Here is a 20,828-nt window from a genome sequence, read left to right on the forward strand (position 1 = left end):
TACGGGGGAACGCGCTCTAGAGAGCCTTTCTTCGTGCCGTTCCGGAGTCATCGGCCGAGTCGCGTCCTTTCCTGAGTGGGTGTCAGCCGTGCCGGCTATCCCTGTTCGTTCCGTCGCGGATGTCCTCCGGGCGCACGCCAGTGAGCGTGGACATGCCATCGCCTACTCTGACCAGGTGCGCAGCACGACCTACGGGCAACTGGAGGCGTCCACCGGGCGACTGGCCGGCCACCTCGCCGAATTCGGAATCGCCCGGGGCGGACGCGCCGTGGTGTGCCTCGGCAACCGGGTGGAAATGGTCGAGAGCTGCCTCGCACTGACCCGCGCGGAGCTCGTCGTCGTCCCGGTCAATCCGCAGGCGAGCGATAGTGAGCTCGCGCATATTCTGAGCGACTCCGAGGCCGCACTCGTCATCACCGAAGAATCGAACTTCGAGCGGCTACGCCGGCTCGACGGGCTTCGGAATGACCTCCGTTTCGTCATTGTGACGGACGATCAGAAAAGCATCGCCGACGGCGAATACGTGCACGACTACCGGCGAATGAGCGCAGCCGAACCGAGCACATCCGCACCGGACGGCCTACGCCCCGACGACATCGCCTGGATGCTGTACACCTCCGGAACGACCGGCGCCCCCAAGGGCGTTCTCTCCACCCAGCAGGCGGGCATGTGGTCGGCCGTCAACGGCTACGCCGCCGTCCTGGACATCGGACCGGGAGACCGGCTGCTCTGGCCGCTGCCGCTGCACCACAGCTTCGCCTTCAACCTCTGCGTCCTCGGGGTGATGGCGGCCGGCGCGACCGCCCGGATCGCGGCCGACTTCGCCCCGGACGACATCGTCACCGAACTCGGCAGCGCCTCCTACACCCTGATGGCCGCCGTACCCACCATGTGCCACTACCTCCTGGACTCCGTCCCCGAGGGCGAACTCGACCTGAGCGGCCTGCGGGCCTTCCTGGTGGCCGGAGCGCTCACCAGCGCCGCCCTCGGCGCACGGTTCCGGGACACCTTCGGCGTCCAGCTGGTCGACAGCTACGGCAGCACCGAGACCACCGGCGTCATCACCTGCAACCCGCTCGGCGGCCCCCGGGTGCCCGGCTCCTGCGGCCGGCCCGTCCCCGGCGTGACCGTCCGCATCACCGATCCGGAGACCGGCCTCGAAGCGCCCACCGGCCACGAGGGCGAGATCTGGGTGCACAGCCCCAGTCTGATGACGGGCTACCACAACGCCCCGGAGCGGACGGCCGAGGCCTTCCACCAGGGCTGGTACCGCACCGGCGACATGGGCCGCCAGGACGCCGAGGGCTTCGTGAGCATCACCGGGCGCCTCAAGGAACTCATCATCCGAGGCGGGGAGAACATGCACCCCGTCGAGATCGAGGACGCGATCCGCGCGAGCGCCGACGTGGCGGACGTCGCCGTCGTCGGCCGCGAACACAGCGTGCTCGGCGAGGTGCCGGTCGCCTACCTGGTGCCGAAGGCGGACCGGCCGCTGCCGGTGGCCGAACTGGTCGCCCGGCTGCGCGACCGCCTCGCCTACTTCAAGGTCCCGGCCGAGCTGCACCTCACCGACCGGATCCCCCGCACGCCGTCCGGAAAGACCGTCCGCCGACTCGTCGGCGCCGAGGGCTCCCGACTGCTCGCGCACTCCGGCACCCACCACAGCCGGCTGCTCCTGCCTGCCGCCGGTTCCGCCGCAGCCGTTGCTCTGCCGGCCTCCCTGCCGGCGGACGACCGGAGCACCGTGCACGGCAAGCACGTCCTGCTGCTCGCCGACGGCGCGTCCACGCTGCGCGCCGAGGAGTTGGCGGCGCACCTCGTCTCCGCGCACGGCTGCGCCGGGACGGTGGTCGAACGCTGCGAGCCCGCCGACGGCGAGTCGCTGCGGCGCGCCACGGCGGGACGGGACGGGTACGTCCTCGTCCTGCTGGCCGGAGCCGACGAGGCAGGCCCCTTCGATGAGCTGGCGCTCGAACTCACCGGTGCGGGACGGATCGCGGTCTCGCTCGGCGCCGGGGACGAGGTCGGCGCGCAGAGGCTGCGCGACGCACTGGACGCCGCACTGATCGAGAACGCGCCTGTGGTGCGAGTGTCGGCCATCGACGTCCCGGGACCGCTCTGGGGCGTCGCGGCCGAGCCCGCCCCCGAGGTGGCCGCCCACCTGCGCGACAGCCTGCGCGGCTTGAGCGACCGGGACATCGAACTCCGGCTGCTGGCCCTGGTGGCAGCCGAGTGCGCAGCCGTCCTCGGCAACACCACTGCGGCCTCGCTCGACCCGCGCAAGCCCTTCCGCGCGCTGGGCTTCGACTCGGTCGCGTCCGTGGGGCTGCGCGTCCGGCTCCAGAACACGACCGGGCTGAGGCTGCCGGCTTCGCTCGCCTTCGACCACCCGACCCCGCAGGCCGTGGCCCGGTTCCTCCGTGACGGGCTGTTCGGTGCCCGCGAGGCGGCCGAGGTAGCGGTCGTGGGGGCGGGCGCGGTGGCGGACGACACCGATCCGGTGGTCCTCGTGGGCATGGCCTGCCGGTACCCGGGCGGCGTGCGGTCCGCCGAGGACCTGTGGGACCTGGTCACGGCCGGTACGGACGCGGTGGGGCCGTTCCCCGAGGACCGTGGCTGGGACCTGGCCGGGCTGTTCGACGAGGACCCGGACACGGTGGGAACCACGTACGCCTCGCAGGGCGGATTCCTCGACGGCGTGGCCGAGTTCGACGCCGGGTTCTTCGGAATCTCGCCGCGCGAGGCGCTGGCGATGGACCCGCAGCAGCGGCTGCTGCTCCAGACCTCCTGGGAGCTCTTCGAGCAGGCCGGCATCGACCCGGACACGCTGCGCGGCAGCCGAACCGGCGTCTTCGCCGGGCAGATGTACCACGACTACGCGATCCGCCTCACCGACGAGCCCGGGGCGGAGGGCTACCTGAGCACCGGGCTCGCCGGCAGCGTGCTCTCCGGCCGGCTCTCCTACTTCTACGGGTTCGAGGGTCCGGCGCTGACGGTGGACACCGCGTGCTCCTCGTCGCTGGTCGCGCTGCACCTGGCCGCGGACTCGCTGCGGCGGGGCGAGTGCTCGCTCGCGCTCGCGGGCGGTGTCGCGGTGATGGCGACGCCGACGTCGTTCGTCGACTTCAGTCGCCAGCGCGGGTTGTCGGCGGACGGGCGGTGCCGGGCGTTCGCGGCCGGTGCGGACGGTACGGGCTGGGGTGAGGGTGTCGGCCTGCTGCTGCTGGAGCGGCTGTCGGATGCGCGGCGCAACGGGCACCAGGTGCTGGCCGTCATCCGTGGTTCGGCGGTGAACCAGGACGGTGCGTCGAACGGTCTGTCGGCGCCGAACGGTCCGTCGCAGCAGCGGGTGATCCGTGAGGCCCTGGCGGGTGCGCGGCTGACGGCCGAGGACGTCGACGCGGTGGAGGCGCACGGTACGGGTACCCAGCTCGGCGACCCCATCGAGGCGCAGGCGTTGTTGGCGACGTACGGGCAGGGGCGGCCGGCGGACCGTCCGCTGTGGCTGGGGTCGGTGAAGTCGAATCTGGGGCACACGCAGGCGGCGGCGGGTGTGGCGGGTGTGATCAAGATGGTGCAGGCGATGCGGCACGGTGTGCTGCCGCGGACGCTGCACGTGGATGCGCCGTCGCCGCATGTGGACTGGTCGGCGGGTGAGGTGTCGCTGCTGACCGAGGCCCGGGAGTGGCCGGAGACGGGGCGTCCGCGTCGTGCGGGTGTGTCCTCGTTCGGCATCAGCGGCACCAACGCGCACATCATCCTCGAACACGCCCCGCACCACGATGAGCCGAGCACCGAGGCGGGTGCGGCCACGCTGCTTCCGCCGGTCTCGGTGCTGTCCGTGCTCTCCGCGCACAACGACGCGGCGCTGCGGGAGCAGGCCGCGCGCCTGGCCGCCCGGGTCTCTGCGGACAGCTCCCTGACCGTGGCCGACGTGGCGTTCTCGCTCGCGACGACGCGGGCTGTGCTGGATCGCCGGGCGGCGGTGGTGGCGGCGGATCGGGAGGGGTTGCTGCGGGGGCTCGGGGCTCTGGCAGAGGGGCGCCTGTGCCAGGAGGTGGTGGAGTCCGCTGCTTCGGGCGGGAAGCTGGCGTTCCTGTTCACCGGTCAGGGTTCCCAGCGGTTGGGCATGGGCCGGGAGTTGTACGAGGCCTTCCCGGTGTTCGCGGGTGCGTTCGACGCGGTGTGCGCGGAGCTGGACGGGCATCTGGGCGGTTCGGTCCGGGATGTGGTGTTCGGCGCCGATGCCGAGCTGTTGAACCGGACGGTGTGGGCGCAGGCGGGGTTGTTCGCGTTGGAGGTGGCGCTGTTCCGGTTGGTGGAGTCGTGGGGTGTGCGCCCGGACTTCCTGCTGGGCCACTCGATCGGTGAGGTGGCGGCGGCGCATGTGGCGGGGGTGTTCTCGTTGGAGGACGCTGCCGCGTTGGTGGCCGCGCGTGGCCGGCTGATGCAGGCGCTGCCTGCGGGTGGCGCGATGCTGGCGGTGGCTGTCACGCCCGAGACTGCCGCAGTACTCCTCGCCGGCTGCGAGGGCCTGGTCGATGTCGCCGCCGTCAACGGCCCCCGTTCAGTGGTGCTCTCGGGCCAGGCCAGGGCGATCGAGAAGATCGAGTGGGACGCAGTGGCAGCAGGCCACCGGGTCAAGCGCCTGTCGGTGAGCCACGCCTTCCACTCGCCGCTGATGGAGCCGATGCTGGCCGAGTTCGGTGCAGTGGTCAGTCGTCTGGCGGCGGCTGCGCCCCGGATCCCCGTCGTGTCCAACGTGACTGGCGCGCTCGCCACGGCGGAGGAGTTGACGTCCCCGGACTACTGGGTGCGGCATGTCCGTCAGGCGGTGCTCTTCCACGACGGCATCCGCACCGCAGCGGAGCTGGGTGCGACCCGCTTCATGGAGCTCGGCCCGGACGGCGTCCTGACGGCACTCGCCCAGGACTGCCTCACCGACACCGACGCCAACACCGACATCCACGCCTTCACCCCCGTTCTTCGCCGCGACCGCCCCGAGGACCAGGCGGTCGCCGCCGCCCTGGGCGCCCTGTACTGCTGGGGCACCGCCCCCGACTGGCAGGCCGTCTTCGCGACCACCGACGCCCGGCGGGTGGCCCTGCCCAGTTACCCCTTCCAGACCGAGCGCTACTGGCCGGCGACCCCGATGAAGGGCGTGGCCGGACGACCGTCGGAGCCGGGAGACCTGCTCTACCGCGTCAGTTGGGAGCCGCTCGCGCAGGTTCCCGCGCCGGAGCCGGTCGGCACCTGGATCCTGGTCACGGACACCGAGGACGCGCTCACCCAGGACTGCGTGACCGCTCTCGATGCCACGGCCGCCCGGGTGCTGCGCCTGTCGCTCTCCGACGGGGCAGCGGATCGTACGGCCCTCGGCGCCGCCCTCACCCGACTGGCCGCCGAGGCCGCGCCGACCGGGGTGTTCGCGCTGCTGCGCGGTGAACTCGCCCCGCTGAACGCCGTGGTGCTGCTGCAGGCGCTCGGGGACGCCGGTTCCGAGGCCCCCGTGTGGCTGGCGACCCGGGGCGCGGTCGGTGTCGGCGGAGCGGACGGTCCGATCAGTACGCGGCAGGCACAGCTGTGGGGTCTCGGACGCGTGGCCGCACTGGAGGCGGCCGACACCTGGGGCGGACTCGTCGACCTCCCGGAGCGGCTGGACGCCGAGGAGGCACGACGGCTCTCCGCCCTGCTCCTGCGCGCGGTGGCCGAGGACGAGGTCGCCATCCGGCCCGAGGCGGCCTACGCACGCCGCCTCGTCAGGGCGGGCTGGGACGACCAGGCGGCGCCGAGCCGGTGGTCTCCGTCCGGGACGGTCCTCGTCACCGGTGGTACCGGCGCCCTCGGTGCCCAGGTCGCCCGTCGCCTGGCCCAGGCCGGCGCCGAACACCTGCTGCTCACCAGCCGGCGGGGCCACCAGGCCCCGGGCGCCGCCGAGTTGGCGGCCGAACTGGCGGCGCTCGGCGCCCGGGTGACCATCGCCGCCTGCGACATCAGTGACGGGGAGGCGGTGGCCGCCCTGCTCGGCGCGATCCCGGCCGAGCACCCGTTGGACGCTGTCGTGCACACCGCCGGCGTCCTGGACGACGGCGTGCTCGCCGCTCTGACCCCCGACCGCCTCCAGCGCGTGGTCGCCGCCAAGACGGACGGCGCTCTCCACCTGGACCGGCTGACCCGCGATCTTCCCCTCTCCGCCTTCGTGCTGTTCTCCTCACTCGCCGGCGTGGTCGGCGCCGCCGGCCAGGCGAACTACGCCATGGCGAACGCGGCCCTGGACGCACTCGCCGAACAGCGCCGGCAGGCCGGGCTTCCGGCCACCGCCGTCGCCTGGGGCGCCTGGGCGGGCGAGGGCATGGCCGCCACCGACGAGGTGGTGCGCGAGCGGATGCGCCGCACCGGCTTCCGTCCGATGCGCCCCGAAATCGCGCTGCGCGTCCTCGACAGCGCGATCCAGTACGGGGAGACCGCTGTCCTCGCGGCGGACATCGACTGGGAGCGCTACGCGCAGGCCCACGGGGTGTCCGCCCAGCGCCCGCTGCTGCGCGAGCTGGTCGCCGCGCCAGCCGCCGAGCCGACCGGGCCCGCCAGGGCCCTCGCGGGCAGCACGTCCGCTGAGCAGCACTCCGCGCTGGAGCAGCTGATCCGCGGTCATGCCGCCGACCTGCTGATGCACCGGTCCGCCGATGACATCGACCCGCAGAAGTCGTTCCGCGCGCTCGGCTTCGACTCGCTCGCCTCGGTCGAGCTGCGCAACCGACTGGTCGCGGCGACCGGGCTGCGGCTGCCGGCCTCACTCGCCTTCGACTACCCGAGCCCGGCTGGGCTGGCGGACTTCCTCCGTGCGGAGCTGTTCGGCGCCGGCGAGGCGGCCGAGGCCGCCGTGGCGGGGGCGGGCGCGGTGGCGGACGACGCCGATCCGGTGGTCCTCGTGGGCATGGCCTGCCGGTTCCCGGGCGGCGTGCGGTCGGCGGAGGACCTGTGGGACCTGGTCGCGGCCGGAGCGGACGCGGTGGGGCCGTTCCCCGAGGACCGTGGCTGGGACCTGGCGGGGCTGTTCGACGAGGATCCGAGCGTTCCGGGGACGACGTACGCCTCCGGAGGCGCGTTCCTGGACGGCGTGGCCGAGTTCGACGCCGGGTTCTTCGGGATCTCGCCGCGCGAGGCGCTGGCGATGGACCCGCAGCAGCGGCTGCTGCTCCAGACCTCCTGGGAGCTCTTCGAGTCCGCGGGTGTCCTGCCGGGTGCGCTGCGCGGCAGCCGTACCGGTGTCTTCGTGGGATCCAACGGCCAGGACTACACCGCGCTCGTCGCCCAGTCCGCGGAGGACCTGGAGGGGTACCTCGGCACCGGTGGCGCGCTGAGCGTCGCCTCGGGCCGGCTCTCCTACTTCTACGGGTTCGAGGGTCCGGCGCTGACGGTGGACACCGCGTGTTCCTCGTCGCTGGTCGCGCTGCACCTGGCCGCGGACTCGCTGCGGCGGGGCGAGTGCTCGCTCGCGCTCGCGGGCGGCGTCACCGTGATGTCGACGCCGGGTTCGTTCATCGACTTCTCCCGCCAGCGCGGGTTGTCGGCGGACGGGCGGTGCCGGGCGTTCGCGGCCGGTGCGGACGGTACGGGCTGGGGTGAGGGTGTCGGCCTGCTGCTGCTGGAGCGGCTGTCGGACGCGCGGCGCAACGGGCACCGGGTGCTGGCGGTGGTCCGTGGCTCGGCGGTGAACCAGGACGGTGCGTCGAACGGTCTGTCGGCGCCGAACGGTCCGTCGCAGCAGCGGGTGATCCGTGAGGCCCTGGCGGGTGCCCGGCTGACGGCCGAGGACGTCGATGCGGTGGAGGCGCACGGGACGGGGACCTCGTTGGGGGATCCGATCGAGGCGCAGGCGTTGCTGGCGACGTATGGGCAGGGGCGGCCGGCGGAGCGGCCGTTGTGGTTGGGGTCGGTGAAGTCGAATCTGGGGCACACGCAGGCGGCGGCGGGTGTGGCGGGTGTGATCAAGATGGTGCAGGCGATGCGGCACGGTGTGCTGCCGCGGACGCTGCATGTGGATGCTCCGTCGCCGCATGTGGACTGGTCGGCTGGTGAGGTCTCGCTGTTGACGGAGGTCCGGGAGTGGCCGGAGACGGGGCGTCCGCGTCGTGCGGGGGTGTCCTCGTTCGGCATCAGTGGCACCAACGCGCACATCATCCTCGAACAGGCCCCGCAGCACGATGAGTCGGTCGAGTCGGTCGAGCCGACCGGGCCCCGGCCGTCGGCGGTGCCGTGGATCCTCTCCGCGAAGACACCCAAGGCGTTGAGGAGCCGGGCAGAGCGACTGCGCGAGCACCTCGCGGCTCGACCCGAGCTGAGTTCGGTTGCCGTCGCCCGCGCGCTGGCGGTCGGGTTGACCTCCTTCGAACACCGTGCCGTCGTCGTCGCACACGACCGCGCGCAGGCGCTGGCCGAACTGGCCGAGGTGGAGGCCCACGGCGTGGCGGCCGGCGGGAAGCTGGCGTTCCTGTTCACCGGTCAGGGTTCCCAGCGGTTGGGGGTGGGTCGGGAGTTGTACGGCGTGTTCCCGGTGTTCGCGGGTGCGTTCGATGCGGTGTGTGCGGAGTTGGACGGGCATCTGGGCGGTTCGGTCCGGGATGTGGTGTTCGGTGCGGATGCTGGGCTGCTGAATCGGACGGTGTGGGCGCAGGCGGGACTGTTCGCGTTGGAGGTGGCACTGTTCCGGCTGGTGGAGTCGTGGGGTGTTCGCCCGGACGTCCTGCTGGGTCACTCGATCGGTGAGGTGGCGGCGGCGCATGTGGCGGGGGTGTTCTCGTTGGAGGACGCTGCCGCGCTGGTCGCGGCGCGTGGCCGGCTGATGCAGGCGCTGCCTGCGGGTGGCGCGATGCTCGCGGTCGGGATGCCGGCCGAAGAAGCGGGGAAGCTGCTCGTCGGCTGTGAGGGCCTGGTGGATGTGGCCGCCGTCAACGGCCCCCGCTCGGTGGTGCTCTCGGGCGACGCGGAGGCGATCGAGAAGATCGAGCAGGACGCAGTGGCGGCAGGCCACCGGGTCAAGCGCCTGTCGGTGAGCCACGCCTTCCATTCGCCATTGATGGAGCCGATGCTGGCTGAGTTCGGTGCAGTGGTCAGCCGTCTGGCGGCGGCCGAGCCGAGGATCCCGGTCGTGTCCAACGTGACCGGCGCGCTCGCCACCACGGAGGAGCTGACGTCCCCGGACTACTGGGTGCGGCATGTCCGTCAGGCGGTGCTGTTCCACGACGGTGTGCGTACCGCAGCGGAGCTGGGCGTGACCCGTTTCGTGGAGCTCGGCCCGGACGGCGTCCTGACCGCCCTGGCTCAGGACTGCCTCACCGACACCGACGCCCACGCCTTCACCGCCCTCCTGCGCCGCGACCGCCCCGAAGACCAGACGGTCGCCGCCGCCCTGGGCGCCCTGTACTGCTGGGGCACCGCCCCAGACTGGCAGGCCGTCTTCGGGACCGCCGACGTCCAGCGGGTGGCTCTGCCCACGTACCCCTTCCAGACCGAGCGCTACTGGCCGCGCCCGCGTCCGGTCGGCGTGCCGCAGGGGCCGAACGCCCACCCCCTGATCGGGGGAGGCATTCCCCGCGCCGACTCCGAGGAGGTCCTGTACAGCTCGCGGCTGTCGGTCCGTACGCACCCCTGGCTGGCCGACCACGTGGTGAACGGCACGGCGATCCTTCCCGGGACGGCGTTCGTCGACATGGCGTTGCACGCCGGTCGTGCGGCGGGCAGCCCGACCCTTGAGGAACTCACCGTGCAGGCACCGCTCCGGCTGTCCGGCGGCTCGGCGGTGGACGTCCAGGTGGCCGTCCGGCCGCTCGACGAGCCGGGACGCAGGTCGGTGACCGTGTACGGCCGTCCGGTGGACGCGGACGGCGGCTGGACCACGCACGCGGCGGGTGTGCTCACGGAGGAACGCGGCGAGGAGGTCGTCGCCGACCTGACCTGGCCGCCCGTGGGCGCCGAACCGGTCGCGGCCGAGGACGCCTACGAGCGCGCCGTGGACATGGGCTTCGACTACGGTCCGGTCTTCCGGGGCCTGCGGGCCGCCTGGCGGCGCGGCGACGACGTCTTCGCGGAGGTGGCCTTCGCGGAGGCCTCCGTGCAGGAGCCGGAGCGTTTCGTCTTCCACCCGGCGCTGTTCGACGCGGCGCTGCACACCGGCTTCGTCGACTCGCCCGGCTCGTCGGACGCGGCCGGTCGGCTGCCCTTCGTCTGGCAGGGCGTCACGGTGTACCGCCCGGGGGCGGCCGAGGCCCGGGTCCGGCTGCGCCGGATCGGCGAGGACGAACTCGCGCTCCACGTCATGGATCCGGCCGGCCGCACCATCGCGGTGGTCGACTCGCTGACGCTGCGGCGGGTCCGCCCGCAGGATCTGGCGGAGTCCGGGGCCGAGCTGCTGGCCCCGGTCCTGGAGCCGGTCGGTGACGTCGGTACGTTCGCCGGGGTCGTCGCGGTCGTCGGCGAGGACCCGGCCGGTCTCACCCGGGCCCTCGACGGGAGCGGGGTCGCCGCCGAGCACCACGGGGACCTGGCGGCCCTGGAGGACTCGTTCCTGCTGCCGGAGGCCGTCGTGCGCTTCGTGGACCTCTCCGGTCCGCTGGGCACGGACGAGTCGGCCGAGCACGCGGTCGAGGCCGTCTGGCGCACCGCGACCCTGCTGCGGGAGTGGATCGACGGGGGCCTGTACGACGACGCCCGCCTCACCCTGGTGGTGTCCGGGGAACCGGGAACCACGGCCGGCGCCGTACGGGCGATGCTGCGCACCGCGCAGTCCGAGCACCCCGGCAAGTTCCAGGTCGTGGAGCTGGACGGCGACCCGAGGTCGCCGGCCGCGCTGGCCTCGGCGCTGTCGGTCGAGGCGCGCGAAGTGGTGGTGCGCGCAGGACAGTTGCTGACGCCGCGACTCGCCCCCGCCGAGGCCGCCGCCCCCGCCGAAACCGCCGAGCCCCGGACGACCGACGGAGCCGTCCTCATCACGGGCGGCACCGGCGGACTCGGCGCGGTCGTCGCCGAGCACCTGGTACGGCACCGGGGCGTGACCGACCTGGTCCTGCTGAGCAGGCGGGCGGGCGGCCCGGAGCACGGCCGGCTCGCCGACACCCTGCGCGCGCTCGGGGCCCGGGTCACTCTCGCGGCCTGCGACGTCACCGACCGGTCGGCGCTCGCGGAGGTCGTGGCGGGCCTGGGTGCCGACCGGCCGCTGAGGGCGGTGATCCACACGGCGGGCATCGTCGACGACGGCGCGCTCGGCACGCTCACGCGTGAGCAGTTCGCGCGCGTCCTCCGGGTGAAGGCGGAGGGCGTGCTCGCCCTGCACGCCGTCACCGCCGGGCACGACCTGGACGCGTTCGTGCTCTTCTCGTCGGCGGCCGGCGTGCACGGCAGCCCCGCGCAGGCCAACTACGCGGCGGCCAACGGCTTCCTGGACGCCTTCGCCGACCACCGCCGCTCGCTCGGACTGCCCGCCCTCTCGCTGCAGTGGGGCCCCTGGGCGGAGGAGCGCGGCATGGCCGGTCGGATCGGTGCCGAGGCCATCGCCCGGATGGCCCGCCACGGCACCGTCCCGATGACCAACGAGGAGGCGCTGGCGCTGCTCGACCGCGCGCTGGACGGGCCCGGCGCCCGGAACCTGGTGGCGGCCCGGCAGTCGCGGCGGACGGACGGTCCGGTCGCACCGGGGCCGGTGTCCCGGCAGCCGAGGACGGCCGGCGGGCCGTCGTCGGCCGGAAGCCTGGCCGGGAACCCGGCCGAGCGCCTGGCCGAGCGCCTCGCGGGCGCCGACCCGGCGCAGCGTCGGCGGCTGCTCACGGACCTCGTGGCCGCGCAGACGGCGGCCGTGCTGGGGCACCGTGGCGGCGACCAGGTGGCCGGTGAGCGGTCCTTCCGCGAACTCGGCCTGGACTCGCTCGCGGCCGTCGAACTGCGCAACCGGCTCGGCGCCGAGACCGGACTGAAGCTCTCGCCCACGCTGGTCTTCGACTTCCCCACCCCCGCCGCGCTCGCCGGGCACCTCGACGAGGAGCTGGGCGAGACCGAGGACGCCCCGGCGCAGCCGGTGATCCGCGGGCTCGACGAACTGGAGGCACACCTGCGCGCGGCCGAGCCGGACTCGGCGACCGGCCGGTACGCCGAACAACGGCTGCGCGCCCTGCTGGCCCGACTGGGCGGCACCACGAAGACGTCGGACGTCGGTGACGACGTCACCGACGAGGAGCTGTTCGAAATCCTGGACGGGGAGATCGGGATCTGACCGGCCCCGCCGGTCGTAACCCTGAGGAACACTGATGGCCCATATCGCATTTTTCAGTGTGGCCGCGCACGGCCACGTATCGCCGACCTTCGGCATCGTCGCGGAGCTGGTGTCCCGCGGCCACCAGGTCACGTACTTCACCACGAAGGAGTTCGAGGAACGGCTCGTCGGGCTCGGCGCGAGGGTGTGCCGCTACGACGTCGCCACCTCCTCCGGCCACTCGCCGCGCGCCTTCGCCCAGAAGGACCTGAGCGCGCTGCCGCTCTTCTTCCTGTACGGCAGCGCGGACCGGATCGCGCTCGCCGAGGAGCGGTTCGCCGACGGCCGGCCCGACCTGGTCGTGTACGACAACACGGCGCCGTTCGTCGGCCGGGCGCTGGCGCGCCGCTGGGGCTGCCGTTCCGTGCAGTTCTTCCCCAGCATCGCCTCCAGCCGCGGCTTCGCCCTGATGGACGCGATGCTCGCCCGGACCGGCCGCTCCACGGACCACGAGGCCAACGGCGCCGAATTCGACCGCCGGCTCGGGGAGTTCCTGACCGCCGTGGGGCTCGGCGACACCGCCACCGAGGAGTTCATGGACTTCGAGGAGGAGCTCAACCTGGCCTTCCTGCCCCGCGGGTTCCAGCCCGAGCCGGACACCTTCGGCCCGCACTACCGCTTCGTCGGCCCGAGCCTCGGCGACCGGGCGGCGCAGGAGCGGTGGCGGCGCCCCGACGACGGCCGGCCGCTGGTCCTGGTCTCGCTCGGCACCGTGTTCAACCAGGCGACCGGGTTCTACCGCAGCTGCCTGGAGGCCTTCGACGGCACCGAGTTCTCGGTGGTCATGTCGATCGGCGCGCAGACCGACCCGGCCGACCTCGGCCCGCTGCCGCCGAACGTCGAGGTGCACGCGAGCGTGCCCCAGCTGTCCGTGCTCGACCGGGCGTCCGCCTTCGTCACCCACGGCGGCATGGGCAGCACGATGGAGGCGCTGTCCTTCGGGACGCCCATGGTGGTGGTGCCCCAGATGGTCGAGCAGGAGATCATCGCCGACCGGGTCGCCGACCTGGGCCTCGGCCTGCGGCTCGACCCCTCGGCGGTGACCCCCGCCGGTCTGCGCGAAGCGGTGCGCACGGTCGCCACCGATCCCGCGATCACGGCCCGGATGGCCGGGATGCGGCAGCAGGTCCACGACGCGGGCGGCGCGGTGGCCGCCGCGGAGGCGATCGAGCGGCACCTGGGCCGCACGGAAGGAGAGGTGGCGGCGGTATGAGCACTCCCGAGGTCCTCATCGTCGGTGGGGGAGCGGTCGGTTCGCTGCTCGCCTGCGACCTGGTGCAGCAGGGCGTTCCGGTCCGGCTGATCGACAGCAAGCCCTCGCTGGAGGAGAGCGACCCGCACTCGCGGGCCGTCATGATCTGGCCGCGGGTGCTCGAACTCCTGGAGAAGACGGGCATCGCGGAGGTACTGGTCTCCCGGGGACGCCCCGCGACGGACGTCAGCTTCTTCTCCCGCGGCCGCCGGCTCGGCACCGTGCCCATGCACGGCATGGACACCGCCTACCCGTTCGGACTCGGCATCGTCCAGCGCGACCTGGAGGACCTGCTCTGGGCCCGCCTCGCCGAACTCGGCGGCCGGGTCGAGTGCGGTACGGAGCTCCACGCGCTCGACAACTCCGGGCCGCTGCCCCGGGTCACCCTCCGCCACCGGGACGGCACCCTGGAGGACACCGAGCCGCAGTGGCTGATCGGCGCCGACGGCGCCGGCAGCCTCACCCGCCGCCTGCTCGACATCCCGTACCCGGGACTGCCCTTCCCGCTCGGCATCTCGCTCGGCGACTTCCCGATCAGCGGGCCGGCGGTGTCCGGGGTCGAGTACCACTACGGCGAGAGCGGGATGCTGCCGCTGGTCCACCTGCCCGACGGGGTGTGCCGACTGGCCACCGTGGTGCTGCCCGGCGAGCCGGACTGGTCCGACCGGCCGCTCGCCGACTGGCAGGAGATGGTCGGGCAGCGAGCCAGCCTTCCGTACGAACTCGGTGAACCGCTGTGGAAGCGCACCTACTTCCCGCGGCCCGGCGTGGCCGAACGGTTCCGCGACGGGCGGGTGATCCTGGTCGGGGACGCCGCGCACAGCGTGGTGCCGCTCGGCGGGCAGGGGCTCAACCTCGGCCTCCAGGACGCCGTCAACCTCGGCTGGAAGCTGGCCGGCGTGGTGCGCGGCGGGTGGGGCGACGCCGTGCTCGACAGCTACGACAGCGAGCGCCGGCAGGCGGTCGAGCACGTCCGCACCGTCATCCGTACCGAGATGGAGCTGTCGGCGCCGCAGACCCCCGAGGACGCCGCGCGCCGCGACGAGGCCGTCGCCGCCGCCGAGCGCTCCGGCTTCCTGCGGAAGGTGGCCGCACCGCTGATGAGCCAGCTCGGACTGAGCTATGCTCCCCTCGAAGAACCTTTGTGGCGCTCGCAGTTGAAGCGCCGACTGACCGTCGGCGACCGGGTGCCGTTCTTCCACGCCTCCCGCAGCGAGCCCGGCTCCCCGGTGCTCGACCAGAGCGCGCACATCGCCCTGCTGTGGCCGGGCGACGGCCTCCCGGAGGACTGGACCTCCGTCGCCGAGCGGGCCCGCGCCGCGTTCGGCGAGCGGATCGCCGTGCACGACCTCGCCCGGCTCACCGACGACGGACGCGCCCGACTGCGGGCCGGCTTCGGCCCGCTCCCGCTGATCGCCCTGGCGCGCCCCGACGGCCACCTCGCCCAGCTCGCCCCGGCCGACCGGCCGCAGGACTGCCTTGCCCATCTGGACCGGCTCACCGGCCGCTCCACTCCTCCAGCGCGAAGTGAATGAGACCGTGCGGACGCTGCTGATAGACAACTACGACTCGTACACCTACAACCTGTTCCACCTCCTCGGGCAGGTGAACGGCGAGGAGCCCGTCGTCGTCACCAACGACGCGGCCGAACTCCCCGACCTGGACGGGTTCGACAACATCGTGATCTCCCCCGGCCCGGGCCATCCGGCCCGCCCCCGCGACTTCGGCATCTCGCTCGACGTGCTGCACCGGGCGAGCGCCCCGGTGCTCGGCGTCTGCCTCGGCCACCAGGGCCTCGCGGTGTCCGAGGGCGGCCGGGTGGTGCCGGCGCCGGAGGCCCGCCACGGGCACGTGGAGCGGGTCACCCACCAGGGCGACGAGTTCTTCGCCGGGATCCCCCGGGAGTTCGGCGCCGTCCGCTACCACTCGCTGTGCGTCGCCGAACCGCTGCCGGACGACCTCGAACCCATCGCCCGGGCCGAGGACGGGGTGGTCATGGCGCTGCGGCACCGGCGGCTGCCCCGCTGGGGCGTGCAGTTCCACCCGGAGTCCATCGAGACCGAGTTCGGGCTGCGGATGATGGCGAACTTCCGCGACCTCACCAGGGCCGCCGGGGCCCGCAGGTCCTTCGCCGCCCCGTCCGCCGCCCCCTCCGTGATGACGTCCGCGGTGACCTCCGCGGCGGCGGCGCCGGACCGTGAGCAGGCCCCGGCGGGGCAGCAGCGGTACAGCGTGCATCTGCGCGAGCTGGACCGGGCCGTCGACACCGAAGCGGCGTTCGACGCGCTCTACGCCGGCTCCACGAACGCCTTCTGGCTCGACAGCGCCCGCGTCGAGCGGGGCCTGTCCCGGTTCTCCTTCCTCGGGGACGCCGCCGGCCCGCTCGCCGAGACGGTGCACTACCGCCTCGCCGAACGCGCCGTCGTGGTCGACGGGCCGGCCCCGGCCGTCCACGCCGGGACCGTCTTCGACTACCTCCAGCGGGAGTCGGAGCGGCGGGTGGTCGACGCGCCGCCGCTGCCCTTCGACTTCACCGGCGGGTACGTCGGCTACTTCGGCTACGAGCTCAAGGCCGACTGCGGCTCCAAGAACCGCCACACCGCCGAAACACCCGACGCCGTCTGGCTGTTCGCCGACCGCTTCCTCGCCGTCGACCACGAGCAGGACCGCACCTACCTGCTGGCGCTCGGCAACGACGAGCCCACCCGGGTGGCGGCGGAGGACTGGCTCACCGCGACCGCGAACGTGCTGGAAGGCCTCCAGGGCCTCCCGGAACCCGCCGTCGTCCCCTCCGCCTCCGTCGAGCCGTTCCTCGCCAAGCAGCGCGCGGACTACGTCGCGGACGTCAGGGCCAGCCAGGAGTACCTGCTCCAGGGCGAGAGCTACGAGATCTGCCTCACCAACGTCGCCGAGGTGCCCGCGACCGACGGCGGCTGGGAGACCTACCGGCGGCTGCGCCGGCTCAACCCGGCCCCGTACGCCGCCTACCTGCACTTCGACGGCATCGACGTGGCCTGCTCCTCGCCCGAGCGCTTCCTCAGGATCACCACCGACCGGGTGGCCGAGGCCAAGCCCATCAAGGGCACCGCCCCCCGCGGCGCCACCCCGGCCGAGGACGAGGCCGCCCGCGCGGAGCTCGTCTCCAGCGCCAAGACGCGCGCCGAGAACCTGATGATCGTCGACCTGCTGCGCAACGACCTCGGACGGGTCTGCGAACTCGGCAGCGTCGAGGTCCCGGTCCTGATGGCGGCCGAGAGCTACGCCACCGTCCACCAGCTGGTGTCCACCATCCGCGGCACCCTCAGGGCGGACGCCGACACCATGGACTGCGTGCGCGCCTGCTTCCCCGGCGGCTCGATGACGGGCGCGCCCAAGCTGCGCACCCTCGACATCATCGAGTCCCTGGAACAGCGGGCCCGCGGCATCTACTCCGGCTCCATCGGCTACCTCGCCTGCAACGGCAGCGCCGACCTCAACATCGTCATCCGCACGATGGTCCGCACCGGCGGGCACTGGCAGTTGGGCGCGGGCGGGGCCATCGTCCTCGACTCCGGCCCCGACGACGAGTACGACGAGATGCTCCTCAAGGCCGGCGCGTCCGCCCGTGCCCTGCGCGCGCCCGAACCCGAGGCGACCGTGTCGGCCACCGTGCCGGCCGCCGCCCCCCGCCGACAGCAACGGAAGTGAACTCGCATGACCACCCAGACGCCCGTCGACAGCCCCGCCGACAGCCCCGTCGACGTCCACGCCCTGATCGCCCGGATGACCCTGGAGGAGAAGCTCTCCTTCGTCCACGGTTCCGACGACCCCGAGCAGCTCGGCCAGTCGGGATACATCCCGGGCGTGCCGCGGCTCGGCATCCCGCCGCTGCGGATGACCGACGGCCCCGCCGGTGTGCGGATGAAGCGCAGGACCACCACCGCGCTGCCCGCGCCGATCGCGCTCTCCTGCGCCTTCGACGACGAACTCGCCGCCCGCTACGGCGAGTTCCTGGGCCACGAGGCCCTCGCGAAGCGCCAGGACGTCCTCATCGGCCCCATGCTCAACGTGCTGCGCCAGCCGTACGGCGGCCGCAACTTCGAGCTGTACGGCGAGGACCCGCTGCTGGTCACCGCGATCGGCACGGCCGTGGTGGCCGGCATCCAGTCCCAGGGCGTCATCGCCATGCCGAAGCACTTCGCAGCGAACAACCAGGAGGAGAACCGGATGGTCGTCGACGTGCGCGTCGACGAGCGGACCCTCCGGGAGATCGAACTCCCCGCCTTCCAGTCGGTGGTGGAGGCCGGCGCCGGCGCCCTGATGGGCGCCACCAACAGCGTCAACGGCGAGTTCAGCTGCCAGAACGGGCCGCTGCTCGACACCCTGCTGCGCGAGGAGTGGGGCTTCGAGGGCTGGGTGATGTCCGACTGGGACGCCGTGCACGACACCGCGGCCATCGAGCGCGGGCTCGACCAGGAGATGCCCGACGGCAAGCACCTCGGCGCACCGCTGGCCGCGGCGATCGCCGAGGGCCGGATCGACGAGAAGGTCCTCGACCGCTCCGTCGCCCGCATCCTCGGCCAGATGGCCCGCTTCGGCCTGCTCGACCCCGCCGGGCGCCCCGCCGTCGAGCGGGACGCGGAGCGCGGCCGCGCCCTGGCCCTGGAGGTCGCCCAGGCCGGCTCGGTCCTGCTGCACAACCCGCGCGGCGTCCTCCCGCTGAGCGAGGACCGGCTGCGCGAGAAGGGCCTCGCGGTCATCGGGCTGGCCGCGGCCGTGCCCAAGACCGCCGGTGTCGGCAGCGCGCTCGTCGTGCCCGAGGTCGCGAGCACCCCGCTGGACGTGCTGCGCGAGCGCCTCGGCGAGGACCGGGTCGCGTTCCGCATCGGCGAGGACCCGGCCGGCCGGCCGATCCCCGACTCCGCGCTGCAGCCGCCGTTCCGCGAGGGCGAGGTGCCCGCGGGTCCGTCCACCGAGCCGAACTACTTCTACGAGGGCCGGCTCACCATCGAGACGCCCGGCCGGTACCGCATCGCCGTCACCGCGCTCGGCGGCTACGCGGCGATCGACCTGGAGGGCCAGCCGCGGGTCTTCGCCGGCAGCTCCTTCGGCGACACCGCGGGCATGACCCTCGACCTGGAACCGGGCAGCTACAAGCTGGTGCTGTCGGCCCTGCCGGTGCCCGGCAACCCGGTCAAGCTCACCCTCGGCTGGGTCACCCCGCAGCAGGCCCGCGCCGACATCGAGGAGGCGGCGGACGCCGCCCGCAACGCCGAGGCCGCGCTGGTCTTCGTCTACGACGAGCTCGCCGAACTGATCGACCGTCCGGAACTCGGCCTGCCCGGGCTCCAGGACGAGCTCGTCACCGCGGTGGCCGAGGCCAACCCGAACACCGTGGTCGTCCTGAACACCGGCTCGTCCGTGCCGATGCCCTGGCAGGACCTCGTCGCCGGCGTCCTGGACGTCTGGTACCCCGGCGAGATGGGCGCCGAGGCGACCGACGCCCTGCTGTTCGGCGACGTCAACCCGAGCGGCAAGCTCACCCAGACCTTCCCGACCGACGCCGACCACACCTCCGTCTCCGGCGACCCGCTGCGCTACCCGGGCGCCGACGGCCGCGTCGAGTACAGCGAGGGCCGGTACGTCGGCTACCGCTGGCACGACCAGCACGGCGACGAACCGCTCTTCCCGTTCGGCCACGGCCTCAGCTACACCACCTTCGCCTACGAGGACCTCGAACTGACCGCCGAGGGCCGCACGCTGCGGGTCGGGTTCACGCTCCGCAACACCGGTGCGCGGGCCGGGCGGGAGATCGCCCAGGTCTACCTCGGCGCCAGTGCCGAGGCCGGCGTCGACCAGGCGCCCAGGGCCCTCGCCGGATACACCTCGGCCGTGCTGGAGCCGGGCGAGTCGGCCCGCGTGCAGGTCGAGGTGGCCGCCCGGTGTTTCGAGTACTGGGACACCGACGCCCGCGCCTGGACCGTCGGCGCCGGCCGCCGCACCATCCAGGTCGGCGCCTCCTCCGCGGACGTCCGGCTCACCGCCGACGTGCGGGTCGCGGACTCGGGCGAGGTCGGGAAGTGACCTCGCCGGGTCGAACGCGGCACACCCCCGTCTGCATCATCGGGGCCGGGCCCTCGGGCCTGCTGCTCGCCCGGCTGCTCCGGCTGAACGGCATCGACTCCGTCGTCCTGGAGCGGCGCACCCGCGCCCACGTGGAGAAGCGGGTCCGCGCCGGGCTGCTGGAACAGGGGACCGTCGAGGTCCTGCGCGACGCCGGGGTCGGCGAACGGCTCGACCGCGAAGCGCTCGTACACGAGGGCTTCGAGTGGCGCCTCGACGGTGCCGTGCACCGGATGCCGTTCACCGAGCTCTGCGGTGCGTCGGTGTGGATGTACGGTCAGCAGGAGGTCGTCAAGGACCTGCTGGACGCCCACGACGCCCACGACCCGCACGGCGACGAGCCCGGCCTGCACTTCGGCGTCGAGGACGTGCGGATCGCGTCGGTCACCGCGGACGGCGCGCGCGTCGTCTGCACGATCGACGGTCAACTCACCGAACTCACCTGCGACTTCATCGCTGGCTGCGACGGGTTCCACGGGGTCAGCCGGCCGGCGGTGCCCGGTACGGAGCTGGTCGGCCACGAGCTGACCCACCCCTTCGCCTGGCTCGGGGTGCTGGCCGCCGCTCCGCCGTTGTCGGCCGAGTTGATCTACGCTGTCGGCGACCGCGGTTTCGCGCTCCAGAGCATGCGCTCGCAGCAGGTCAGCAGGCTGTACCTGTCGGTGCCGCCCGGCGAAGGCGTCGACGACCGCAGCGACGAGGAGATCTGGCGCGAGCTGGACCTCCGGCTCACCGGCGGCCAGGGCACCCTGCCGACCGGGGAGATCCTGGAGCGGGTCATGGTGCCGCTGCGCAGCTACGTGGCCGAGCCCTTCCAGTACCGCCGGCTCTTCCTCGTCGGCGACGCCGCGCACATCGTCCCGCCGAGCGCCGCCAAGGGGCTCAACATGGCCGTCGCCGACGCCCGGCACCTCGCCGAGGCGCTCACCGGCTGGTACGCGCACGGCCGGCGGGAGGCCCTGGACGGCTACTCGGCCACCGCCGTGCCCCGGGCGTGGCAGGGCCAGCAGTTCTCGGCCTCGATGACCACCCTGATGCACGCCGCACCGGACGAGTCGGTGTTCGACCGCCGGCTGCGCAGGGCGCGGTTCGAGCGCCTGCTGTCATCCACCGCCGAGGCGACGGCCTTCGCCGAGCAGTACACGGGTATCGCACGCCGCTGACGTTCACGGG

The 20,828-nt window shown here is 73.3% G+C and carries 6 protein-coding genes; all 6 read left to right on the top strand.

Annotated features, from left to right (window positions below; genetic code table 11):
- The first annotated feature begins 88 nt into the window (after nucleotides 1–88).
- The 6 genes from AC0B61_RS08880 to AC0B61_RS08905 are packed head-to-tail and all read left to right on the top strand — an operon-like array spanning nucleotide 89 to nucleotide 20,818.
- Nucleotides 89–12,262: an SDR family NAD(P)-dependent oxidoreductase gene (locus tag AC0B61_RS08880; protein ID WP_471739924.1), complete on the top strand. Its 12,174-nt coding sequence runs from the start codon at nucleotides 89–91 to the stop codon at nucleotides 12,260–12,262.
- 34 nt (nucleotides 12,263–12,296) lie between these two features.
- Entirely contained in the window at nucleotides 12,297–13,514 is a 1,218-nt protein-coding gene (locus AC0B61_RS08885; protein WP_471739925.1) for a macrolide family glycosyltransferase, read from the top strand.
- Entirely contained in the window at nucleotides 13,511–15,088 is a 1,578-nt protein-coding gene (locus tag AC0B61_RS08890) for an FAD-dependent oxidoreductase (RefSeq protein WP_471739926.1), read from the top strand. Before AC0B61_RS08885 ends, AC0B61_RS08890 begins: the two co-directional genes overlap by 4 nt.
- The gene (pabB, locus tag AC0B61_RS08895; RefSeq protein ID WP_471739927.1) at nucleotides 15,081–17,240 is read left to right on the top strand and encodes an aminodeoxychorismate synthase; all 2,160 of its coding nucleotides are present in this window, start codon (nucleotides 15,081–15,083) and stop codon (nucleotides 17,238–17,240) included. The genes AC0B61_RS08890 and pabB overlap by 8 nt, the downstream gene beginning before the upstream one ends.
- A 6-nt stretch (nucleotides 17,241–17,246) precedes the next feature.
- Nucleotides 17,247–19,616, top strand: a complete 2,370-nt coding sequence (locus AC0B61_RS08900) for a glycoside hydrolase family 3 protein (RefSeq protein WP_471739928.1) — start codon at nucleotides 17,247–17,249, stop codon at nucleotides 19,614–19,616.
- Complete coding sequence (locus AC0B61_RS08905; RefSeq protein WP_471739929.1) at nucleotides 19,613–20,818, top strand: 4-hydroxybenzoate 3-monooxygenase; 1,206 nt, start codon at nucleotides 19,613–19,615, stop codon at nucleotides 20,816–20,818. Before AC0B61_RS08900 ends, AC0B61_RS08905 begins: the two co-directional genes overlap by 4 nt.
- The last annotated feature ends 10 nt before the right edge of the window (nucleotides 20,819–20,828 follow it).

This window comes from Kitasatospora sp. NPDC023385 (assembly GCF_055664045.1).